Raw genomic sequence first — 17468 nt, forward strand, 5'->3', positions numbered from 1 at the left:
AAAGACCAAACGGCTCGCGACCGGTGACGGCGCGATCATCCCCTCATGGAGCAACCATGTCCCATTTTTCCCCCAAAGCGGCGGGTACTCTGTTCGGCCGCACTCTGTCCCGTTTCCGGGAGCATCTCGGCCGTGTCGCGCTGGCTTTTGCGATCATGTTCGCCGGCGCCCAGTCCGTCCTGGCGCATGAGTTCAAGGTCGGCGATCTCGAGATCGAGCATCCCTGGTCGCGCGCCACGCCGGCAGGCGCCAAGGTTGCCGGCGGCTATTTCACCATCATCAACAAAGGCAGCGCGCCGGACCGCCTCGTGTCGATTTCCTCCGACATTTCGGACAAGGCCGAACTGCATGAGATGGGCGTCAAGGACGGTGTCATGACCATGCGGCCGGTTACCGGCGGCCTGGACGTCCCCGCCGGCGGTAAGGTGGCCCTGGCGCCAGGCGGCTATCACCTGATGTTCATCGGCCTGAAGCGGCAACCCAAGCAAGGCGAGAAATTCGCCGCCACGCTGACCTTTGAGAAGGCCGGCACGGTCAATATCGAGTTCGCAGTGGAAGGCATGGGCGGCGGCATGGACGACCACGCCAATTGACCGGGCCAATTCTAGAATTTTGAAATCAGAGGGACCATCATGAACAAGTATCTTTTGGCGGCTGGCGCGCTTGTCGCGCTGGGGACGAATGCCGCCTTCGCGCATATCACGCTCGAAACCCAGGAGGCGCCAGTCGGCTCGACCTACAAGGCAGTGCTGCGCGTGCCGCATGGCTGCGACGGCAAGGCGACGACCGCCGTGCGCGTGCAGATTCCCGAAGGAGTGATCGCGGTGAAGCCTATGCCGAAGCCGGGCTGGACGCTGCAGACCAAGAAAGGCAAATATGAAAAATCCTACCAGCTCTATGGCCAGGCGGTGAGCGACGGCGTCAAGGAAGTCGACTGGAGCGGCGGCAATCTGCCGGATGAATTCTACGACGAGTTCGTCTTCCGCGCGACGCTGACGGCGGATCTGCCTGTTGGCCAGAAGCTCTATTTCCCCGTGGTGCAGGAATGCGACGGCGCCACCGACCGCTGGATCGAGATTCCGGCAGCCGGGCAGGATGAGGACGCACTGGAGAATCCGGCGCCCGGCATAAAGCTGACGCCGAAGAAATAACTTTCCCTGGTGCGCTCTGCTTGCCGGAGCGCACCGCATCCCATGGCATGGCATGACCGCAATACCGTTTCGGATGGCCGATACCACCAGCAGGCTCGTAGGCTGGATTGCCTGCGGGCTGCTGGCCGTGGCGTTCATTGTCATTGCTTCGACAAGTCAGGCCTTTGCCCATGCGGCGCTGATCAAGACCGACCCGGCAGACGGTGCGGTGCTGGCGCAGGCTCCGGCGCAGTTCTCGCTGACCTTCAGCGAACCGGTTTCGCCCCTGGTGCTGACGCTGGTGAAGCCCGACGGCACGCCGGTTGCGCTGACGTCCTTCCGCCTCAGCGACCAGACGGTCGAGGTCGACAATCCGCAGGCCCTCAAATCCGGCACGCATGTGCTGAGCTGGCGTGTCATTTCCGCCGACGGCCATCCGGTCGGCGGCTCGCTCTTGTTTTCCGTCGGCGCGCCAAGCGAGCCGCCCGTCGTGTCCGAAGCGGTCGACTGGCCGCAGCGATCGGCGATCTGGATCGGCAAGGTCCTCCTCTATGCGGGCCTTTTCCTCGGTGTCGGCGGCGCTTTTGCCCTTGCCTGGCTGGCCGGGGATGGCCGCGCCGGTCAGCGATTTGTCATGGCCGCGATCCTGTGGGGGCTGGTAGCGGCACCCTTGTCGCTCGGCTTTCAGGGGCTCGATGCGCTGGGAGCGCCGCTCAGCCATCTGGCGCAGCCGGTGATCTGGCGAAACGGGCTGGGCACTAGCTTTGGCTGGACCGTGCTGGTCGCCCTGATCGCGCTGGGTCTCGGTCTGCTGTCGCTGGCCGGACCGCGTGTGGCCGCCAAGCCGTTTGCCCTTGCCGGCCTTGCCGGCGTCGGCGTCGCCCTCGCCGCCAGCGGCCACGCCAGCGCGGCCGAGCCGCAATGGCTGACGCGGCCCATGGTGTTTGTGCATGGCGCCGGCATCGCCTTCTGGGCCGGCGCCCTGGTGCCGCTCGGTCTCGCGCTGAAGCATCGGACGACCGACGCTGTCGGTTTCCTGCGTCGCTTCTCCCGGGCGATCCTGCCTGTCGTGGCCATGCTCGCCGTAGCCGGGATCGTATTGGCCGTCATCCAGGTGCAGACGCCCTCGGCGCTGATCGGCACCGCCTATGGCCGGCTGCTGCTGGTCAAGCTCGTGCTGCTGATCTTCCTGTTCACGCTGGCCGCCATCAATCGCTGGAGGCTCACCGCCTCGGCCGAGGCGGGATCAACGGAGGTGCAACGCAGGCTCACCCGCTCGATCGGCGCCGAAATGCTGATCGTGCTGGCAATCTTCGGGGTTGCTGCCGGCTGGCGCTTCACGCCACCACCGCGCGCGCTGGCGATTGCGGCAGCGCAGCCGGTCTCGATTCACATCCACACGCTGCAGGCGATGGCCGATCTCAGCATCACGCCGGGCCATGCCGGTCCGGTCGCCGCCTCGATGGTCATCATGACCGGCGATTTCGGGCCGCTTGACGCCAAGGGGGTGACGCTGGTGCTGTCGAAACCGGATTCCGGCATCGAACCGCTGAAGCGCGCGGCGACCAAACCCGGCGACGGCAGCTGGCGCGTGGACAACCTCGTCATCCCGATTCCCGGCCGCTGGACGGTGCGCCTCGACATACTGGTCTCGGACTTCGAGATCGTGAAGATCGAAGCGCCGGTGGACATCAGGCCATGACGGTCTATATGGCCGCTTGCGACGCGGCCCGGTCTTGCAGGCAGCACAAATAGGCGAGGCGGTTGACGCGGCCCGAAAGGCCCGTCAATCATCTTGGGAAGAATGGGCATCTCGGAAAGAGTGGACATCCCACCCAATCGCGGGCTCCAACCAACAAGATCCGAAAGCAGGGAAGAAACGATGGAACAAGCCGAAATCGGTCTGATCGGCCTTGGCACGATGGGCTCCAACCTGGCGCTGAACATCGCCGAGCACGGGCACCGCATCGCCGTCTTCAACCGCACCCGGGCGCGCACCGACGCTTTCGTCGAGAATGCCGGCGCGCTCAAGGACATGGTTGTCCCCTGCTACAGCCTGGAGGAACTAGCCGCGGCGATCCGGCCGCCGCGTCCGATCATCATCATGGTGCTGGCCGGCAAGCCGGCCGACGAACAGATCGAAGCCTTGCGCGGCGTGCTGTCCAACAACGACATCGTCATCGATGCCGGCAATGCCAATTTCCGCGATACGATGCGGCGCTTCTCCGAGCTGTCCGGCTCGGGTCTGACCTTCATCGGCATGGGCGTGTCCGGCGGCGAGGAGGGCGCGCGCCATGGCCCGTCGATCATGGTCGGCGGCACGGAAGATAGTTGGAAGCGTGTCGAGAAGGTGCTGACCGCCATCTCCGCCAAGTTCAAGGACGAGCCCTGTGCCTCCTGGCTCGGCACCGACGGTGCCGGGCATTTCGTCAAGACCATCCACAACGGCATCGAATATGCCGACATGCAGATGATCGCCGAGATCTACGGCATTCTGCGCGACGGCCTGGGCATGGGGCCGAAGGAGATCGGCACGGTCTTTGAAAACTGGAACAAGGGCCGGCTCAACTCCTACCTGATCGAGATCACCGCCAAGGTGCTGGCGGCCGACGATCCCAAGACCGGCAAGCCCGTGGTCGACATCATCCTCGACCGCGCAGGCCAGAAGGGCACCGGCAAATGGTCCGTCATCGAGGCACAGCAGCTCGGCATTCCGGCAACCGCGATCGAGGCCGCGGTGGCGGCGCGCGTTCTGTCGTCGATCAAGGATGAGCGGCTGGCGGCGGAAAAAGCCTATGGCGCTATCGGCGTGTCGAAGATTTCCGGAGACAAGGACGCGCTGCTGAAAGACCTCGAACTGGCGCTGTTCGCCGGCAAGATCGCCGCCTACGCGCAGGGTTTTGCCGTGATGAGCGGCGCCTCTAAGGAGTTCAACTGGAACCTGCCGATGCCGACCATCGCCAAGATCTGGCGCGCCGGCTGCATCATCCGTTCGCAGATGCTGGATACGATGGCGGAGGCCTTCAGCAGCGGCGCTTCGACCAACCTTTTGATGGCGCCGGCTTTCATCGGCTTGATGCAGGAAGCGCATCCGTCGCTGCGGCGTATCGTGGCAAGGGCTTCCGAAGCCGGCGCGCCGGTGCCGGCACTGTCTTCCGCGCTTGCCTATTTCGACAGCTATCGCCAGGGCCGCGGCACCTCGAACCTGATCCAGGCGCAGCGCGATTTCTTCGGCGCGCACGGCTTCGAACGCATCGGCGAGCAAGGTGCCTTCCACGGTCCCTGGGGCAGCGGCGCGGCTGGCTGAAGCAGGGCCGGCCCGGACATTGCGGTTTGGCCTGGCCGGATGCTCAGGTCGGGCCAAGTCAGCCGCGATAGGGCAGAACCTCGCTTGGCTTGCTCAGCGTCTGCAATGAGCCGGGTGCGGCGCCGCCGATCCAGCCGAGCACGGCACGGGCAAGCTCGGAGCCGGCCAGCCGGAAGCTCTCGTTGACGACGAGCAGTTCGCGCCGGAACAAATGCAGCAGCTCCGAGGATTGTTTCGACACCACGTCGACGTCGCGGCCGAGCTTGAGACCGGAATCCTCGATGCCGGCCACGATGGCGAGCGTGGCGGCGGCGGCGCTGCTGACAAAACCGTCCGGCCGGTCCTTGCGCCGCATCAACTGCGCGGTCCTCATCCTGATCTGCTCGATCGATTGATCGATGGAAACGGTGTTGAACGGCACCTCGCTGGCGCCGACTTCACTCAGAGCATCGACGAAGCCGTTCACCGTATGGCCGTAATAGGTGAGGCCAACGGGCGGCGTGACAAGGGCAAGGCGGCTGCGGCCCTTGCCGGCGAGATAGCGCACAGCCTCGTTCGCAAAGGCGTAGTTGTCGAAGTCATGATAGGGATGCACCAGCCCCATGTCGGTGCGGCCATGCGTGGCAAAGGGAATGCCGCGCTCCAGCATGTAGCGGGCCCGGGGATCGTTCGGCTGCGTGCGGGAGATGATGACGCCGTCGGCCGAGCCGGTCTCGACCAGATAGCGCACCGGATCCAGCGGATCCTGCGAACGCGAATATGGCGTGACGATCAGATGGTAGGGCGTGTCGGCGATGACCTCGGTCACGCCATAGATGATATCCGAGACGAAGCTCATGAGCTCGTGCTCGGTGTTCAGCACAAGACTGATCACATTGGTCTTGCCGGTCCTGAGCCTGACGCCGGCGCGGTTCGGGCGGTAGCCGATCTGCTTGGCGACGAGCTGGACACGCCGCCTGGTCTCGGCGCCGATCTCCGGCGCGTCCTTCAGCGCACGAGACACAGTGGTGACGCCGAGCCCGGTCATGAAGGCGAGCGTCTTCAACGTCGGCCGTTCCTGCGCCGACGCTTCCTCGTTCTTGTCCGTACGCTGTCTGTCCATTCGTCCCGCCCGTCAGGCGCATAGCAGTCGCCGGGCGGCCCGGCAATCTTCGCGATTGCCGCGAAGCACGATTTCAAGCCCGGCAGTGCGTCAATATACTGAAACGTTACAGATTGCCAATCGCGTTGCGCCGATGACGAATTTGGACGCCCGTGAAATTCCCTTGAGAATCCAAGGTCAAACGCCATTTCGGCATGTTTCCGGCGATTTTCATGAGCCACGGCCTGTTTTGCTCTGCGATTGCTCATATTGCGACGCACAATGAAGCAGCCGATCGAGGTATTTTATTCGCGACTCGAAAAAATATCCGACGGCTTCACGCCTGGGGTTGCGCCATCCGCGCAATTGCCGTATCGAAAATCTGTAACGTTTCAGATTCTGGGAGGAACCGAAATGCGATACAAATTTCTGACCGCCGCGCTGGCGGCAACGGCCGCGCTGCAGTTCGCCGGCCCGGCAGCGGCGACGGACCTGGAAGTCACTCATTGGTGGACTTCCGGTGGCGAGGCGGCGGCGGTCGCCGAACTCGCCAAGGCTTTCGATGCCACCGGCAATCACTGGGTCGACGGCGCGATTGCCGGGTCCGGCGGCACCGCGCGGCCGATCATGATCAGCCGCATCACGGGCGGCGACCCGATGGGCGCCACCCAGTTCAATCACGGACGGCAAGCGGAGGAACTGGTGCAGGCCGGCCTGATGCGCGACCTGACCGATGTCGCCACCAAGGGCAAATGGACCGAGGTCGTGCGGCCGAAGAGCCTGCTCGACAGCTGCACCATCGACGGCAAGATCTACTGCGTGCCGGTCAACATCCATTCCTGGCAGTGGCTGTGGCTGTCGAACGCCGCGTTCGAGAAGGCGGGCGTGCCGGTGCCGAAGGACTGGAATGAGTATGTGGCGGCCGCGCCGGCACTGGAGAAGGCAGGCATTGTCCCGCTGGCGGTGGGCGGGCAGGCCTGGCAGTCGTCCGGCGCCTTCGACGTGCTGCTTGCCGCGGTCGGCGGCACCGACACCTTCCTCAAGGTCTACAAGGACAAGGACGCCAAGTTCGCGGCCGGTCCGGAAGTCGCCAAGGTGTTCAAAGCGGCCGACGATGCGCGCAAGATGGCCAAGAACACCAATGTGCAGGACTGGAACCAGGCCACCAACATGGTCATCACCGGCAAGGCCGGCGGCCAGATCATGGGCGATTGGGCGCAAGGCGAGTTCCAGGTCGCCGGCAAGACCGCCGGCAAGGACTATACCTGCCTTCCCGGCCTTGGCCTGAACGAGGTCATCGCCACGGGTGGCGATGCCTTCTACTTCCCGTTGCTCAAGGATGGCGACAAGGCCAAGGCGCAGGAAGTGCTGGCCGAGACCTTGCTCGATCCCAAGACCCAGGTCGCCTTCAACCTCAAGAAAGGCTCGCTGCCGGTGCGTGGCGACGTCGACCTCAACGCGGCCAACGATTGCATGAAGAAAGGCCTCGCCATCCTGGCCAAGGGCGCGGTCATCCCCTGGACCGACCAGCTGCTTTCGCAGGACAGCCAGAAGCAGAAGGAGGACCTGTTCTCCGAGTTCTTCGCCAAGCCGGAGATGACCGTGGAAGAGGCGCAGAAGCGCTTCGCCGCCATCATCGCCTCGGCTGACTGACCGCCCGGGTCCTCCCGACTCCCGGTCTTGCAAGCGCAGGACCGGGAGTGACCACCTTTCCCTTTTCAACGCGGCTGGCGAGATGAGCAAGAGCGAACGCCCGAACCAGCTTTTTCGCAATCTCAATGCGAAGATCGCTTCGATCCCGATGATCCTCACCGCGCTGGTGGTGTTCGTCGGCGGCACGGCGTGGACGGTGCTCTATTCCTTCACCAATTCGAAGCTGCTGCCGCGGCTGAATTTCGTCGGCCTCGACCAGTATTACCGATTGTGGGCGACGCCACGCTGGCTGATTTCGATCGAGAACCTTCTGATCTACGGCGTGATCTCGCTGGTGTTCTCGCTGGTGATCGGCTTCATCCTGGCGGCGCTGCTCGACCAGAAGATCCGCTTCGAGGACACGTTTCGCACCATCTTCCTCTATCCCTTCGCGCTGTCCTTCATCGTGACCGGCCTTGTCTGGCAATGGCTGCTCAATCCGGATTTCGGAATCCAGGGCGTGATACGAAGGCTTGGCTGGACGAGCTTCAATTTCGATCCGCTCTACGATTCCAGCATCGTCATCTACGGCATATCGATCGCGGCGCTCTGGCAAGGCACCGGGCTCATCATGTGCCTGATGCTGGCCGGCCTACGCGGCATAGACGAGGATATCTGGAAGGCCGCCCGGGTGGACGGGATACCGATGTGGAAGACCTATCTGTTCATCATCATCCCGATGATGCGGCCGGTCTTCATCACCACGCTGGTCATCATCGCGTCGGGCATCGTCAAGGTCTATGACCTCGTCGTCGCCCAGACCAGTGGCGGGCCGGGCATCGCCTCCGAAGTGCCGGCAAAATATGTCTACGACTACATGTTCTTCGCCCAGAATCTCGGCCAGGGCTTTGCCGCCTCGACCATGATGCTGCTCTCGGTGATGATCGTCATCGTCCCGTGGGCCTATCTCGAATTCGGAGGCAGGAAGCGTGTCTGACCATGCCGTCTCCCTGTCCGCGCCGTCCGGCGCCATTCGCGCCGATGCCTCGGGGCCGAGCGGGTCGAAGCCGCGCCACATGTTCTCTCGCCGCAACATCTTTCTCTATGGCACGCTCATCGTCGTGGCGCTCTACTACCTCTTGCCGCTCTATGTGATGATCGTCACCTCGCTCAAGGGCATGCCGGAAATCCGCCTCGGCAACATCTTTTCGCCGCCGCTCGAGATCACTTTCGAGCCGTGGGTCAAGGCGTGGTCGACGGCTTGCACCGGCCTCAATTGCGACGGGCTTTCGCGCGGCTTCTGGAACTCCGTCCGCATCACCGTCCCCTCGGTGATCCTGTCGATCGCGATTGCGTCCGTAAACGGCTATGCCCTGGCAAACTGGCGCTTCAAGGGCGCCGACACTTTCTTCATCATCCTGATCGTCGGCGCCTTCATCCCCTACCAGGTGATGATCTATCCGATCGTCATCATCCTGCGCGAGATCGGGCTCTATGGCAGCCTGAGCGGACTGGTGGTCGTCCACTCGATTTTCGGCATGCCGATACTGACACTTCTGTTCCGCAACTATTTCACCTCCATGCCGGAGGAGCTGTTCCGGGCGGCGCGTGTCGACGGCGCCGGCTTCTGGGGCATCTATCTGCGGATCATGCTGCCGATGTCGCTGCCGATCTTCGTCGTCGCCGTCATCCTGCAGGTGACAGGCATCTGGAACGACTTCCTGTTCGGTGTCGTCTACACGCGCCCCGACACCTATCCGATGACGGTGCAGCTCAACAACATCGTCAATTCGGTGCAGGGCGTGAAGGAATACAACGTCAACATGGCGGCCACCATCCTGACCGGGCTGGTCCCGCTCGTCATCTACTTCATTTCCGGCAGGCTTTTCGTGCGTGGCATCGCTGCTGGCGCGGTGAAAGGATAAGGATGGCCGAAATCGCAAACCCCAGCGTGTCGATCCAGGACCTGTCGCTGAACTATGGCGCGGTGTCGGTTCTGCAGACCCTCAATCTCGATATCGCCGAGGGCGAGTTCATCGTGCTCTTGGGCCCCTCCGGCTGCGGCAAGTCGACCTTGCTCAACTGCATTGCCGGGCTGCTCGACATTTCGAAGGGCCGCGTCTTCATCAAGGGCAAGAACGTCACCTGGGAAGAGCCCAAGGATCGCGGCATCGGCATGGTGTTCCAGTCCTACGCGCTCTATCCGCAAATGACGGTGGAGAAGAACCTGTCCTTCGGCCTGCGTGTCGCAGGCGTGCCCAGGGACGAGATCGCCAGGCGTATCGCGCGTGCCGCGGAGATCCTGCAGATCGAGCCGCTGCTGCAACGCAAGCCCTCCGCGCTTTCCGGAGGCCAGCGCCAGCGCGTTGCGATCGGGAGGGCACTGGTGCGCGATGTCGACGTCTTCCTGTTCGACGAGCCGCTGTCCAATCTCGATGCCAAGCTGCGCTCGGAACTGCGCGTCGAGATCAAGCTCTTGCACCGCAAATTGCAGAACACCATGATCTACGTCACCCACGACCAGATCGAGGCGATGACGCTCGCCGATCGCATCGCGGTGATGAAGGGTGGCGTCATCCAGCAACTGGACGCGCCGCAAACCATCTACAACCGGCCGGTCAACCGGTTTGTCGCCGGGTTCCTGGGGTCGCCGGCGATGAATTTCATCGAGGGCCAACTGGAAGCGGGCGACAGCCCTGTATTCGCCGCCGATGGCGTTTCGATACCGCTCGACCGATATGAGTTCGACAAGGATGGCGGCAGCGCCGGCAAGTCCTGCGTGTTCGGCATCAGGCCCGAGCACATAGCCTTTGGAGATGCGGCCAGGGCAATGCCTTTCACGGCCGAGTCGGCGGTTGAGATCGTCGAGCCGATGGGCTCCGATACACTGGTGTGGACAAAGCTCGGCGGCCGTAATTTTTCCTTCCGCGTCGAGGCGGAAAAGACGCTGCGCACCGGCGATCCGGTCCGGATCGGCTTCGACCCGGCCCGCGCCTCGCTGTTCGACACCCCATCCGGCGGCCGCATGTAGCTTCCAAAGCCATCCTTCCAAAGACACTCCACAAGCAAACGGACAGAGACGATGAACTGGTCATTTCAACTTTACAGCGCCCGCAATTTCCAACCCTGGGAGGGCGTGCTCGCCACACTCGGCAAGCTCGGCTACACGCAAGTCGAAGGCTTCGGCGGCGTCTATGAAAATCCCAAGGCCTTCCGCGCCGAACTCGACAGGAATGGCCTTTCCATGCCGACCGGGCATTTCTCCATCGATGCGCTGGAGAAGGATTTCGACGGCGTGCGCAGGATCGCCGAGGCGCTCGGCATCAAGCTTTTGATCTGCCCCTATCTGGTTGCGGAGGACAGGCCGTCGGACGCCGCCGGCTGGCGCGGCTTCGGCGAGCGCCTGGCCAGGGTTGGCGAGGCGGCCTCAAAGGCCGGTTATGGCTTTGCCTGGCACAACCATGATTTCGAGTTCAAGGCACTTGCCGACGGCTCGGTGCCGCAGGATCACATCCTGTCTTCCGCGCCCGGTGTCGGCTGGGAGATGGATCTCGCCTGGGTGGTGCGCGGCGGCGCCGATCCAGTGCCGTGGATCGAAAAGCATGGCAAGCGCATCGTCGCCGTGCATGTGAAGGACATCGCCAGACAGGGCGAAGGCCTGGATGAGGACGGCTGGTCGGATGTCGGCCATGGCACCATCGACTGGGCCGGCCTGATCAAGCTGCTGCGGGCCAGCAGCGCGGCAAAATACTTTGTCATGGAACAGGACAATCCAAACGACATCGAGCGTTTCGCCCGACGTTCGATCGCAACCGTCAAGAATTACTAGGACCGATCACCATGGCAAAGAAACTGGGTATTGGCGTTATCGGCTGCGGCAACATCTCGAAGGCGTATTTCACGCTGGCGCCGCTGTTCCGCGGCATCGAGATGCGCGCATGCGCCGACATCAACATGGACGCGGCCAGGGCGCGAGCGAAGGAGTTCAAGCTGCGCGCCGAGACTGTCGAGGATCTGCTCAAGGCCGAAGACATCGACATCATCGTCAACCTGACGATCCCGGCGGTGCACTACGAGGTGTCGAAACAGGTGCTCGACGCCGGCAAGCACGTCTATTCGGAAAAGCCGTTCGTGCTCTCGCTCAAGGAGGGCCAGGACCTCAAGGCGCGCGCCGAGAAGAAGGGGCTGCGCATCGGCTCGGCGCCCGACACTTTCCTCGGTGGCGCGCACCAGCTGGTGCGTGAGCTGATCGATGAGGGGAAGCTCGGCAAGATCACCAGCGGCACCTGCCATGTGATGGGCCACGGCATGGAACACTGGCACCCCAATCCGGATTTCTTCTTCCAGCCGGGCGCCGGACCGGTGCTCGATATCGGGCCGTACTACATCACCAATCTGATCCAGCTGATCGGGCCGGTGAAGCAGGTGGCGGCCTTCGCGACGACGCCTGCCAAGGAGCGGACGATTTCATCGAAACCGCGCGCGGGCGAAAAAATCCCGGTCAACACGCCGACCACCATTCATGCCGTTCTGGAATTCGAGAACGGCGCCGTGGTGACGCTCAACACCAGCTGGGATGTCTGGGCCCATGGCCACGCGCCGATGGAGCTCTATGGCGAGGCGGGCACGGTGTTCGTGCCGGATCCGAACTTCTTCGGCGGCGACGTACGCTTCACCGAAGAGGGCAAGCCGGTCAAGAAGCTGCCGAAATGGAAGCACCCGCTTGGCGTCCCGAATGAAATGCACGGCCAGGGCATGATGGCCAATTACCGCACGTCAGGCCTCGCCGACATGGCGCTGGCGATCGTCGAGGGGCGGCCGCACCGCTGTTCGATGGAACTGGCGCTGCACGCCGTCGATGTCATGACCGGCATCCTGCGCTCCGGCGAGACGGGAAAATTCGTCGTCATGCAGACGACCTGCGAGCGGCCGGCCGCGCTTGGCGTCAAGGCAGCCAAGGAACTGCTGGCGAAGAAGAAGTAGGTCACGAGATTATCGATAATTTTGATCGGTCCCTCTCCCCGTTTTCTTGGGGAAAGAATAAAGGGTAGGGCGCCGGGCCAGCTTACCGCGGTTGCGATGAGGCTGGCCGGTCTGTTCAGATTCGAGGATATTTCCCATGCCCTATGTCGCCGCCGAAAATCGCTATGAAAAAATGATCTACAACCGTTGCGGACGCTCCGGCCTCAAGCTGCCGGCGATCTCGCTCGGTCTGTGGCACAATTTCGGCAATGACACGCCGCACCGGACCAAGCAGGCGATCGTGCGCAAGGCCTTCGATCTCGGCATCACCCATTTCGACCTCGCCAACAATTACGGACCACCGCCCGGTTCGGCCGAGACCGCCTTCGGCGAAATCCTGCGCACCGATTTCGCCGGCTACCGCGACGAGCTGATCATCTCGACCAAGGCAGGCTATGAAATGTGGGCGGGGCCTTACGGCGAATGGGGCGGGCGCAAATACTTGCTGGCCAGTCTCGACCAGAGCCTGAAGCGGATGGGGCTCGACTATGTCGACATCTTCTATTCGCACCGCTTCGATCCCGACACGCCGCTTGAAGAAACCATGGGGGCGCTCGACCATGCGGTGCGCTCAGGCAAGGCGCTCTATGCCGGCATCTCGTCCTACAACTCGCAGCGCACCCGAGAGGCGGCGGACATATTGAGGCAGCTCGGCACGCCCTGCGTCATTCACCAGCCGAGCTATTCGATGCTGAACCGCTGGGTCGAGGAAGACGGGTTGCTCGACACGCTTGAGGGGCTCGGCGTCGGCTCGATCGTGTTCTCGCCATTGGCCCAGGGCATGCTGACCGACAAATATCTCGGTGGTATCCCCGAGGGCAGCCGCGCCACGCAGGGCAAATCGCTGAAGACCGCTTTCATCAATGACAAGACCGTCACCAACATCAAGGCGCTCAACGTCATTGCCGGCAGGCGCGGCCAGACGCTGGCGCAGATGGCGCTGGCCTGGGTGTTGCGCAAGGGCAAGGTAACGTCGGCACTGATCGGCGCCAGCCGGCCGGAACAGGTCGAGGACTGCGTCGGCGCGCTGAAGGTGCTCGACTTCAGCGATGCCGAACTGGCCGAGATCGATAGCTACGCGCGCGAATCCGACATCAATCTGTGGGCGGCCTCTGCCGAGCGCAAAGGCCCTGCGAGAAAGTAGCCTCGCCAGGAGATAGGCTGGCCTGGCAAGCCGGCAAACAAAACGGCGGGACATGTCCCGCCGTTTTCACGTTGACGCACATGGCCGGGCTTCAGGGCGTCGCTGGTTTCTGGGCCGTACCCAGCCCTGCCTTCGGCTTTGCCGGCGCGGGAGCCGCGGTCTTCATCTTCGCCTCGATCCAGCCGCTGTAATTGGCCAGCCGGGTATAGATGCCATAGGCGTCCTTGTGGCCGCAGGCCGCGCTGCCGTCGGCCGGGCCTTCGCCCCAGCTGACGACACCGACCTGGACCGGGCCGTCGGCGCCAGTCATGAACAGCGGGCCGCCGCTGTCGCCGTTGCAGGCATCACGCACACCACTGGTGGTACCGGCGCAGATCATGTTGCCGGTCAGCGGATCGGTCATGTCGGCGGCGATCGCATCGGCGGCGGCATCGATGCCTTTTTCGGAATAGCGCATGCGGTGGGACAGATCGCCAAGTGCCGCCTTCAGATCATGCGCGTAGATGGCCTTGATGCCGCTGTTGCAGGTACTGTTCGGCTGCAGATCGAGATCGGCGACCATCAGCGTGGTCGGGAACGTTCCGTCCTGCATCTTGCCCCAGCCGGTTACGGTGGTCTTGCCGTTGTCGGGGGTCGCCTCGCGCGTAAGCTTGATGGTCGGCGCGTCGGCCGGCTCGGCAAGCCGGAGCAGGCCGAGGTCGTTGTCGAGCGTCTGCTCGCTGTAACCCTCGTTGACGATGACCTCCACCACCTTGTGGCGCGTGCCTTCGCTGAGGTCGGTGGCGCCGGTCAGCACTGTGACCGAGTCCGGCGAGATCGGCTCGCCCTTGTCGTTGAGGCAGTGCGCCGCCGTCAGCACCCATTGCGGCGCGATCAAGCTGCCGCCGCAGAATTGCGCATTGGCCTGCGAGGCCGGGTTCTCGTCCAGCCTGGCGGTGGTGAGGAGTGCGACCTGGAACGGATAGGCGCCCTTTTCGGCCTGGTTGCCGCCATAGACGCGGTCGGCGCCGTCGGGGTTCTCCGACTCTGCCTTGGCCCTGGCATCGGTCACCCGCTGCATCGGCGAGACGGCCGCCTCCGGCCTGACGCCGCTCTCGTCCGCCCGGACGGTGTTGATGAATGCAACCGCAGCAGCAACGCCGAGCAGCGACGCGGCAGCGATTGGCCCGAACAGATTTGTGATGTGCACCTGAACCTCCTGAGCAACTCTCCCATGCGGATCGGCCCAGGGCATTGTGCAAGGAGGTGTTGCCGGTTCGACGATCCGCATGCGCGCCGCATCGAAACGGCGCGCGATCGGTCACAAAACCGAATCCCACTTTTGCTAACCGTGCCCGCGAGCAGAACCCGCACAAAATCGTATAGCCCCCCACGGGCTACGTGGAAGCGATTTGTCATTGCCAATCTTGGATTATTTTAGGCAGTATATCCGCGCAGAATTTTTTTGGCGGGGGCCTTGAAAATGACAGCCTAGAAGAACGCTCGCAGGAGATGCTGGCGAGCAAACTCATTTTTCCGACGTCGCCACGATCTCGTTTCCGGCGTCACCACGATCTCGACAATATTTCTGTATTTTGATCCAGTCCTTGCTGACTTTTGGGAGAGTCTCACCATGACAAAACTGACAAACCTCATGATGGCGTCCGCATTGCTTTCCACTGCAATGTGGACGGTCCCGGTTTTCGCCGCCGATCCTGGCTCCGCCAGTGCCGGTAGTGGCGAAAGTATGCGGGATGTATCTTCAGGCGACTTCAAGGCCGGTCGGGCAAAACCGATCACCACGCCGAAGCTTACCGACGAAGACAGCCGCGCCGCGCCGCTTGCTGATGAGGCGACGGCTGTCAAATCCTATGGCATCGTCGGACGGTCCGCCGATGGCAAGGAGATCAAGATCGAGCCGAGCGAAGCTCTGCGCGATCTCATCATCAAGGAGCTGAACGCTCCGGCCAATGGAGCGGATGGGGTCGAGCGCAAGACCGAAGATCCCGGGCTCGGAGAAGGCGAAGCCGGCCGACAGGTTTTCGGCCCTGATGACCGAGAGCAGGTCAGGAACACCAAGACCTATCCGTTCTCGGCAATCGGCTATCTCGAAGCCAAATCGCCAAAGACCGGCAGCTATGGCAGCTGCTCGGCAACGCTGATCGGCCCGCGCACGGTGCTCACCGCGGCGCACTGCCTCTACAGCCATGAGGACAAGGACTGGCTCTCGGAATATCTGTTCGTGCCGGGCCTCAATGGCAGCACTGCCGACGACGCCCCCTTCGGTGCCTTCTCCTATGAAAGCGCCTATGTGCTGCAGGGCTTCATCGACAACTACCAGGGCTATTACGGCTCGGTGATTCCGTGGGACCTGGGCATCATCACGCTGAAGCAGGATGTCGGCACCAACCTTGGCTGGCTTGGCTATGCCAATTATGACGATCTCGGCGACTTCACCGCCAATCTCGTCGGCTACCCCGGCGACAAGCCGATGGGCACGATGTGGAAGACAAGCTGCGAAGTGCGTGCCGAGAACATCGCTCCGGAATATTTCCAGTATGACTGCGATACGTTCCCGGGGTCGAGCGGCAGCTCGGTCTATGCCTATGACACGAACTCCAAGCAGCGCATCATCACCGGCGTCAACGTGGCGGAAAGCCCCGACGCGAATACCGCCGTGCGCCTGAACGCCGCGAACGTCCAGTGGATCAACAGCCTGTATAAATAACACGCGCCCGCGCGGTTGCGAAAAAGAGGCGGCGGGTCAATCCCGTCGCCTCGTGCCGATCGTTCCGCACGGGCTTCTCTTGCACGAGGCAGGCTCGCCAATTACGCGTGGCTTGCCAAGGGGGCGAGGCATCCTGGGGATCAATGCTGGGCGCGTTGATGCTTTCGACGGTTTTTGCCGATCCCGCCCCTGTCGGCGGTGCCTGGGCGGAGCGGGTGCAGTTCCTCTCCAGCCATGGCCAACCAGCAGCAGGCACGCATGAGGCGGACGCTGATCCTGGCTTTTCCCATCACTGTTTGGCTTCAGGCGCCGGTTGCCCATTGCGAACATAAGCCTCGATCGCCGTGGCGAAAGTAGGCGAACCCGCCTTGCGCTGCTTGTCGATATAGCCGGCAAAATAACTCCAGAACGAGACGGCATAATCACGAAAATAGGCATCGGTCACCTTGCGCGAGCACAGGTCGCCATCGACGCAAAAGGACAGACGGTTGAGGAAATAGACGATGCGGTCGAAATTCTCGCCGAAATCGGCGAGCGGCATGTCGCCACCGGAGGCTGTCATCGCCTCGATACCGATGCGTTGCCGGAAAACCTGTTCTTCCGTCGGCGAGGGGTTGGCGCTGAGCAGATTGTCGTATTTGGCGTTGAGGGCGGAGAGACGATCTTTCAAGGCCCGCTGCGCCTGCTGGTAGTCCTTGGTTTCCCAGAGCTCGACCAGCGACATGGTCTGTTCGACGCGCTTCTGTTCCTGGTTGGCCAGGAACTGGTAGACCGAGAATGCCAGGGTGAAGATGATGGCGAAACGCACCAGCATGCCCGACCAGGCATAGACGAGCATGCGCCAGTCGCGATCGGTAAAGGGATTGCTCTCCTTCTTGATCTCATGGCTGCTTGGCCAGGGGAAACCTTCCGTGGTCTCCGGCAGCGTCTGCTTCGCCTCCGGCGCCTTGGCGGGCGCGGCCGCCTGTGTCTGTTTCGTCGTGCCCCCCGGCTTCTTCATTTGCAGCTGTCCAGTTCGATGGTGGCGGAGGGATCAAGCACGATGCCGGGCGCCTCAAGCTGCTTTTTCAGGCATGCGAGCTGCGGGCGCGAAACAATGAACTGCACGTCCGGCTCCGCCGGCGCCTTGTTGGGCGACGGCAAGGCTTCGACCACGCCACGTGAGGCGCAGCTCGAGAGATCGACCACCACCGCGTCACTGCTGGTCTTGGCGAACTGGTCGTACTGGTCGAGGAAGCACGTTGCCAGTTCCGAATTGATGATCACCTGCTTGGCGCAGAGGCCACAGCTGTCCTGGGCAGAGGCATTGGCAATCAGCAACAGGCCGCCGGCAAGTCCGGCAACCGTTCCGCGCCAGGAGAAAATAGACTTCGTCACAATCGATCCTATCTGCTTCATCCTGCCGCTGGGCTCTTGGGTTGCGGCTGGGAATGTTCTCATATCGC

The 17468-nt window shown here is 62.8% G+C and carries 16 protein-coding genes; 12 read left to right on the forward strand and 4 right to left on the reverse strand.

Going from position 1 to position 17468, the window contains the following annotated elements:
* Positions 1-56: 56 nt before the first annotated feature.
* The 4 genes from EB230_RS09275 to gndA all read left to right on the forward strand — a co-directional run bounded on the left by EB230_RS09275 (position 57) and on the right by gndA (position 4437).
* Positions 57-593, forward strand: coding sequence for a copper chaperone PCu(A)C (locus EB230_RS09275; RefSeq protein ID WP_056577883.1), 537 nt, complete (start codon positions 57-59; stop codon positions 591-593).
* Positions 594-632: 39 nt separating this feature from the next.
* Positions 633-1151, forward strand: coding sequence for a YcnI family protein (locus tag EB230_RS09280; protein ID WP_056577881.1), 519 nt, complete (start codon positions 633-635; stop codon positions 1149-1151).
* A gap of 73 nt (positions 1152-1224) precedes the next feature.
* Complete coding sequence (locus tag EB230_RS09285; protein WP_172372124.1) at positions 1225-2832, forward strand: copper resistance CopC/CopD family protein; 1608 nt, start codon at positions 1225-1227, stop codon at positions 2830-2832.
* A gap of 180 nt (positions 2833-3012) precedes the next feature.
* Positions 3013-4437, forward strand: a complete 1425-nt coding sequence (gene gndA / locus EB230_RS09290; RefSeq protein WP_172372127.1) for an NADP-dependent phosphogluconate dehydrogenase — start codon at positions 3013-3015, stop codon at positions 4435-4437.
* Positions 4438-4495: 58 nt separating this feature from the next.
* Here the strand turns inward: gndA and EB230_RS09295 are convergent, their stop codons facing one another.
* Positions 4496-5539: a LacI family transcriptional regulator gene (locus tag EB230_RS09295; protein ID WP_172372129.1), complete on the reverse strand. Its 1044-nt coding sequence runs from the start codon at positions 5537-5539 to the stop codon at positions 4496-4498.
* 393 nt (positions 5540-5932) lie between these two features.
* Here EB230_RS09295 and EB230_RS09300 point away from each other — a divergent pair, with 393 nt between their 5' ends.
* The 7 genes from EB230_RS09300 to mgrA all read left to right on the forward strand — a co-directional run bounded on the left by EB230_RS09300 (position 5933) and on the right by mgrA (position 13316).
* Positions 5933-7171: an ABC transporter substrate-binding protein gene (locus tag EB230_RS09300; RefSeq protein WP_056577872.1), complete on the forward strand. Its 1239-nt coding sequence runs from the start codon at positions 5933-5935 to the stop codon at positions 7169-7171.
* 82 nt (positions 7172-7253) lie between these two features.
* A complete protein-coding gene (locus tag EB230_RS09305) occupies positions 7254-8147 on the forward strand; it encodes a sugar ABC transporter permease (protein WP_056577870.1) in 894 nt (297 codons plus the stop codon).
* Positions 8140-9075, forward strand: a complete 936-nt coding sequence (locus tag EB230_RS09310; protein WP_056577868.1) for a carbohydrate ABC transporter permease — start codon at positions 8140-8142, stop codon at positions 9073-9075. Before EB230_RS09305 ends, EB230_RS09310 begins: the two co-directional genes overlap by 8 nt.
* 2 nt (positions 9076-9077) lie before the next feature.
* A complete protein-coding gene (locus EB230_RS09315; RefSeq protein ID WP_056577866.1) occupies positions 9078-10181 on the forward strand; it encodes an ABC transporter ATP-binding protein in 1104 nt (367 codons plus the stop codon).
* Between the two features lie 51 nt (positions 10182-10232).
* Positions 10233-10979, forward strand: a complete 747-nt coding sequence (locus EB230_RS09320; RefSeq protein ID WP_172372131.1) for a sugar phosphate isomerase/epimerase — start codon at positions 10233-10235, stop codon at positions 10977-10979.
* 11 nt (positions 10980-10990) lie between these two features.
* Positions 10991-12133, forward strand: coding sequence for a Gfo/Idh/MocA family oxidoreductase (locus EB230_RS09325; protein WP_172372133.1), 1143 nt, complete (start codon positions 10991-10993; stop codon positions 12131-12133).
* A 136-nt stretch (positions 12134-12269) separates the two neighbouring features.
* Positions 12270-13316 (forward strand): L-glyceraldehyde 3-phosphate reductase, encoded by a 1047-nt coding sequence (gene mgrA / locus EB230_RS09330; RefSeq protein WP_056577860.1) that lies wholly within the window; start codon positions 12270-12272, stop codon positions 13314-13316.
* Between the two features lie 91 nt (positions 13317-13407).
* On the opposite strand, the gene EB230_RS09335 is transcribed toward mgrA, so the two are convergent.
* Positions 13408-14505 (reverse strand): trypsin-like serine protease, encoded by a 1098-nt coding sequence (locus EB230_RS09335; RefSeq protein ID WP_172372136.1) that lies wholly within the window; start codon positions 14503-14505, stop codon positions 13408-13410.
* A 423-nt stretch (positions 14506-14928) separates the two neighbouring features.
* On the opposite strand from EB230_RS09335, the gene EB230_RS09340 reads away from it, so the two are divergent.
* Entirely contained in the window at positions 14929-16023 is a 1095-nt protein-coding gene (locus tag EB230_RS09340; protein WP_172372138.1) for a serine protease, read from the forward strand.
* 289 nt (positions 16024-16312) lie between these two features.
* Here EB230_RS09340 and EB230_RS09345 read toward each other — a convergent pair whose 3' ends face one another.
* Together EB230_RS09345 and EB230_RS09350 are read right to left on the reverse strand one after the other, a co-directional pair.
* Positions 16313-17023, reverse strand: a complete 711-nt coding sequence (locus EB230_RS09345; RefSeq protein ID WP_056577854.1) for a hypothetical protein — start codon at positions 17021-17023, stop codon at positions 16313-16315.
* The gene (locus EB230_RS09350) at positions 17020-17400 is read right to left on the reverse strand and encodes a hypothetical protein (RefSeq protein ID WP_056577958.1); all 381 of its coding nucleotides are present in this window, start codon (positions 17398-17400) and stop codon (positions 17020-17022) included. Before EB230_RS09350 ends, EB230_RS09345 begins: the two co-directional genes overlap by 4 nt.
* Positions 17401-17468 lie beyond the last annotated feature (68 nt).

The sequence above is a fragment of the Mesorhizobium sp. NZP2234 genome (genome assembly GCF_013170765.1).
GTDB lineage: Bacteria > Pseudomonadota > Alphaproteobacteria > Rhizobiales > Rhizobiaceae > Mesorhizobium > Mesorhizobium loti_D.

Bases quoted from the DNA above. Each gene is read 5' to 3' on its own strand.
- EB230_RS09320 (WP_172372131.1), top strand. From the start codon at position 10,233: ATGAACTGGTCATTTCAACTTTACAGCGCCCGCAATTTCCAACCCTGG.
- EB230_RS09275 (WP_056577883.1), top strand. From the start codon at position 57: ATGTCCCATTTTTCCCCCAAAGCGGCGGGTACTCTGTTCGGCCGCACT.
- EB230_RS09295 (WP_172372129.1), bottom strand. From the start codon at position 5,539: ATGGACAGACAGCGTACGGACAAGAACGAGGAAGCGTCGGCGCAGGAA.
- gndA (WP_172372127.1), top strand. From the start codon at position 3,013: ATGGAACAAGCCGAAATCGGTCTGATCGGCCTTGGCACGATGGGCTCC.
- EB230_RS09340 (WP_172372138.1), top strand. From the start codon at position 14,929: ATGACAAAACTGACAAACCTCATGATGGCGTCCGCATTGCTTTCCACT.
- EB230_RS09315 (WP_056577866.1), top strand. From the start codon at position 9,078: ATGGCCGAAATCGCAAACCCCAGCGTGTCGATCCAGGACCTGTCGCTG.
- mgrA (WP_056577860.1), top strand. From the start codon at position 12,270: ATGCCCTATGTCGCCGCCGAAAATCGCTATGAAAAAATGATCTACAAC.
- EB230_RS09345 (WP_056577854.1), bottom strand. From the start codon at position 17,023: ATGAAGAAGCCGGGGGGCACGACGAAACAGACACAGGCGGCCGCGCCC.
- EB230_RS09325 (WP_172372133.1), top strand. From the start codon at position 10,991: ATGGCAAAGAAACTGGGTATTGGCGTTATCGGCTGCGGCAACATCTCG.
- EB230_RS09285 (WP_172372124.1), top strand. From the start codon at position 1,225: ATGGCCGATACCACCAGCAGGCTCGTAGGCTGGATTGCCTGCGGGCTG.
- EB230_RS09280 (WP_056577881.1), top strand. From the start codon at position 633: ATGAACAAGTATCTTTTGGCGGCTGGCGCGCTTGTCGCGCTGGGGACG.
- EB230_RS09305 (WP_056577870.1), top strand. From the start codon at position 7,254: ATGAGCAAGAGCGAACGCCCGAACCAGCTTTTTCGCAATCTCAATGCG.
- EB230_RS09300 (WP_056577872.1), top strand. From the start codon at position 5,933: ATGCGATACAAATTTCTGACCGCCGCGCTGGCGGCAACGGCCGCGCTG.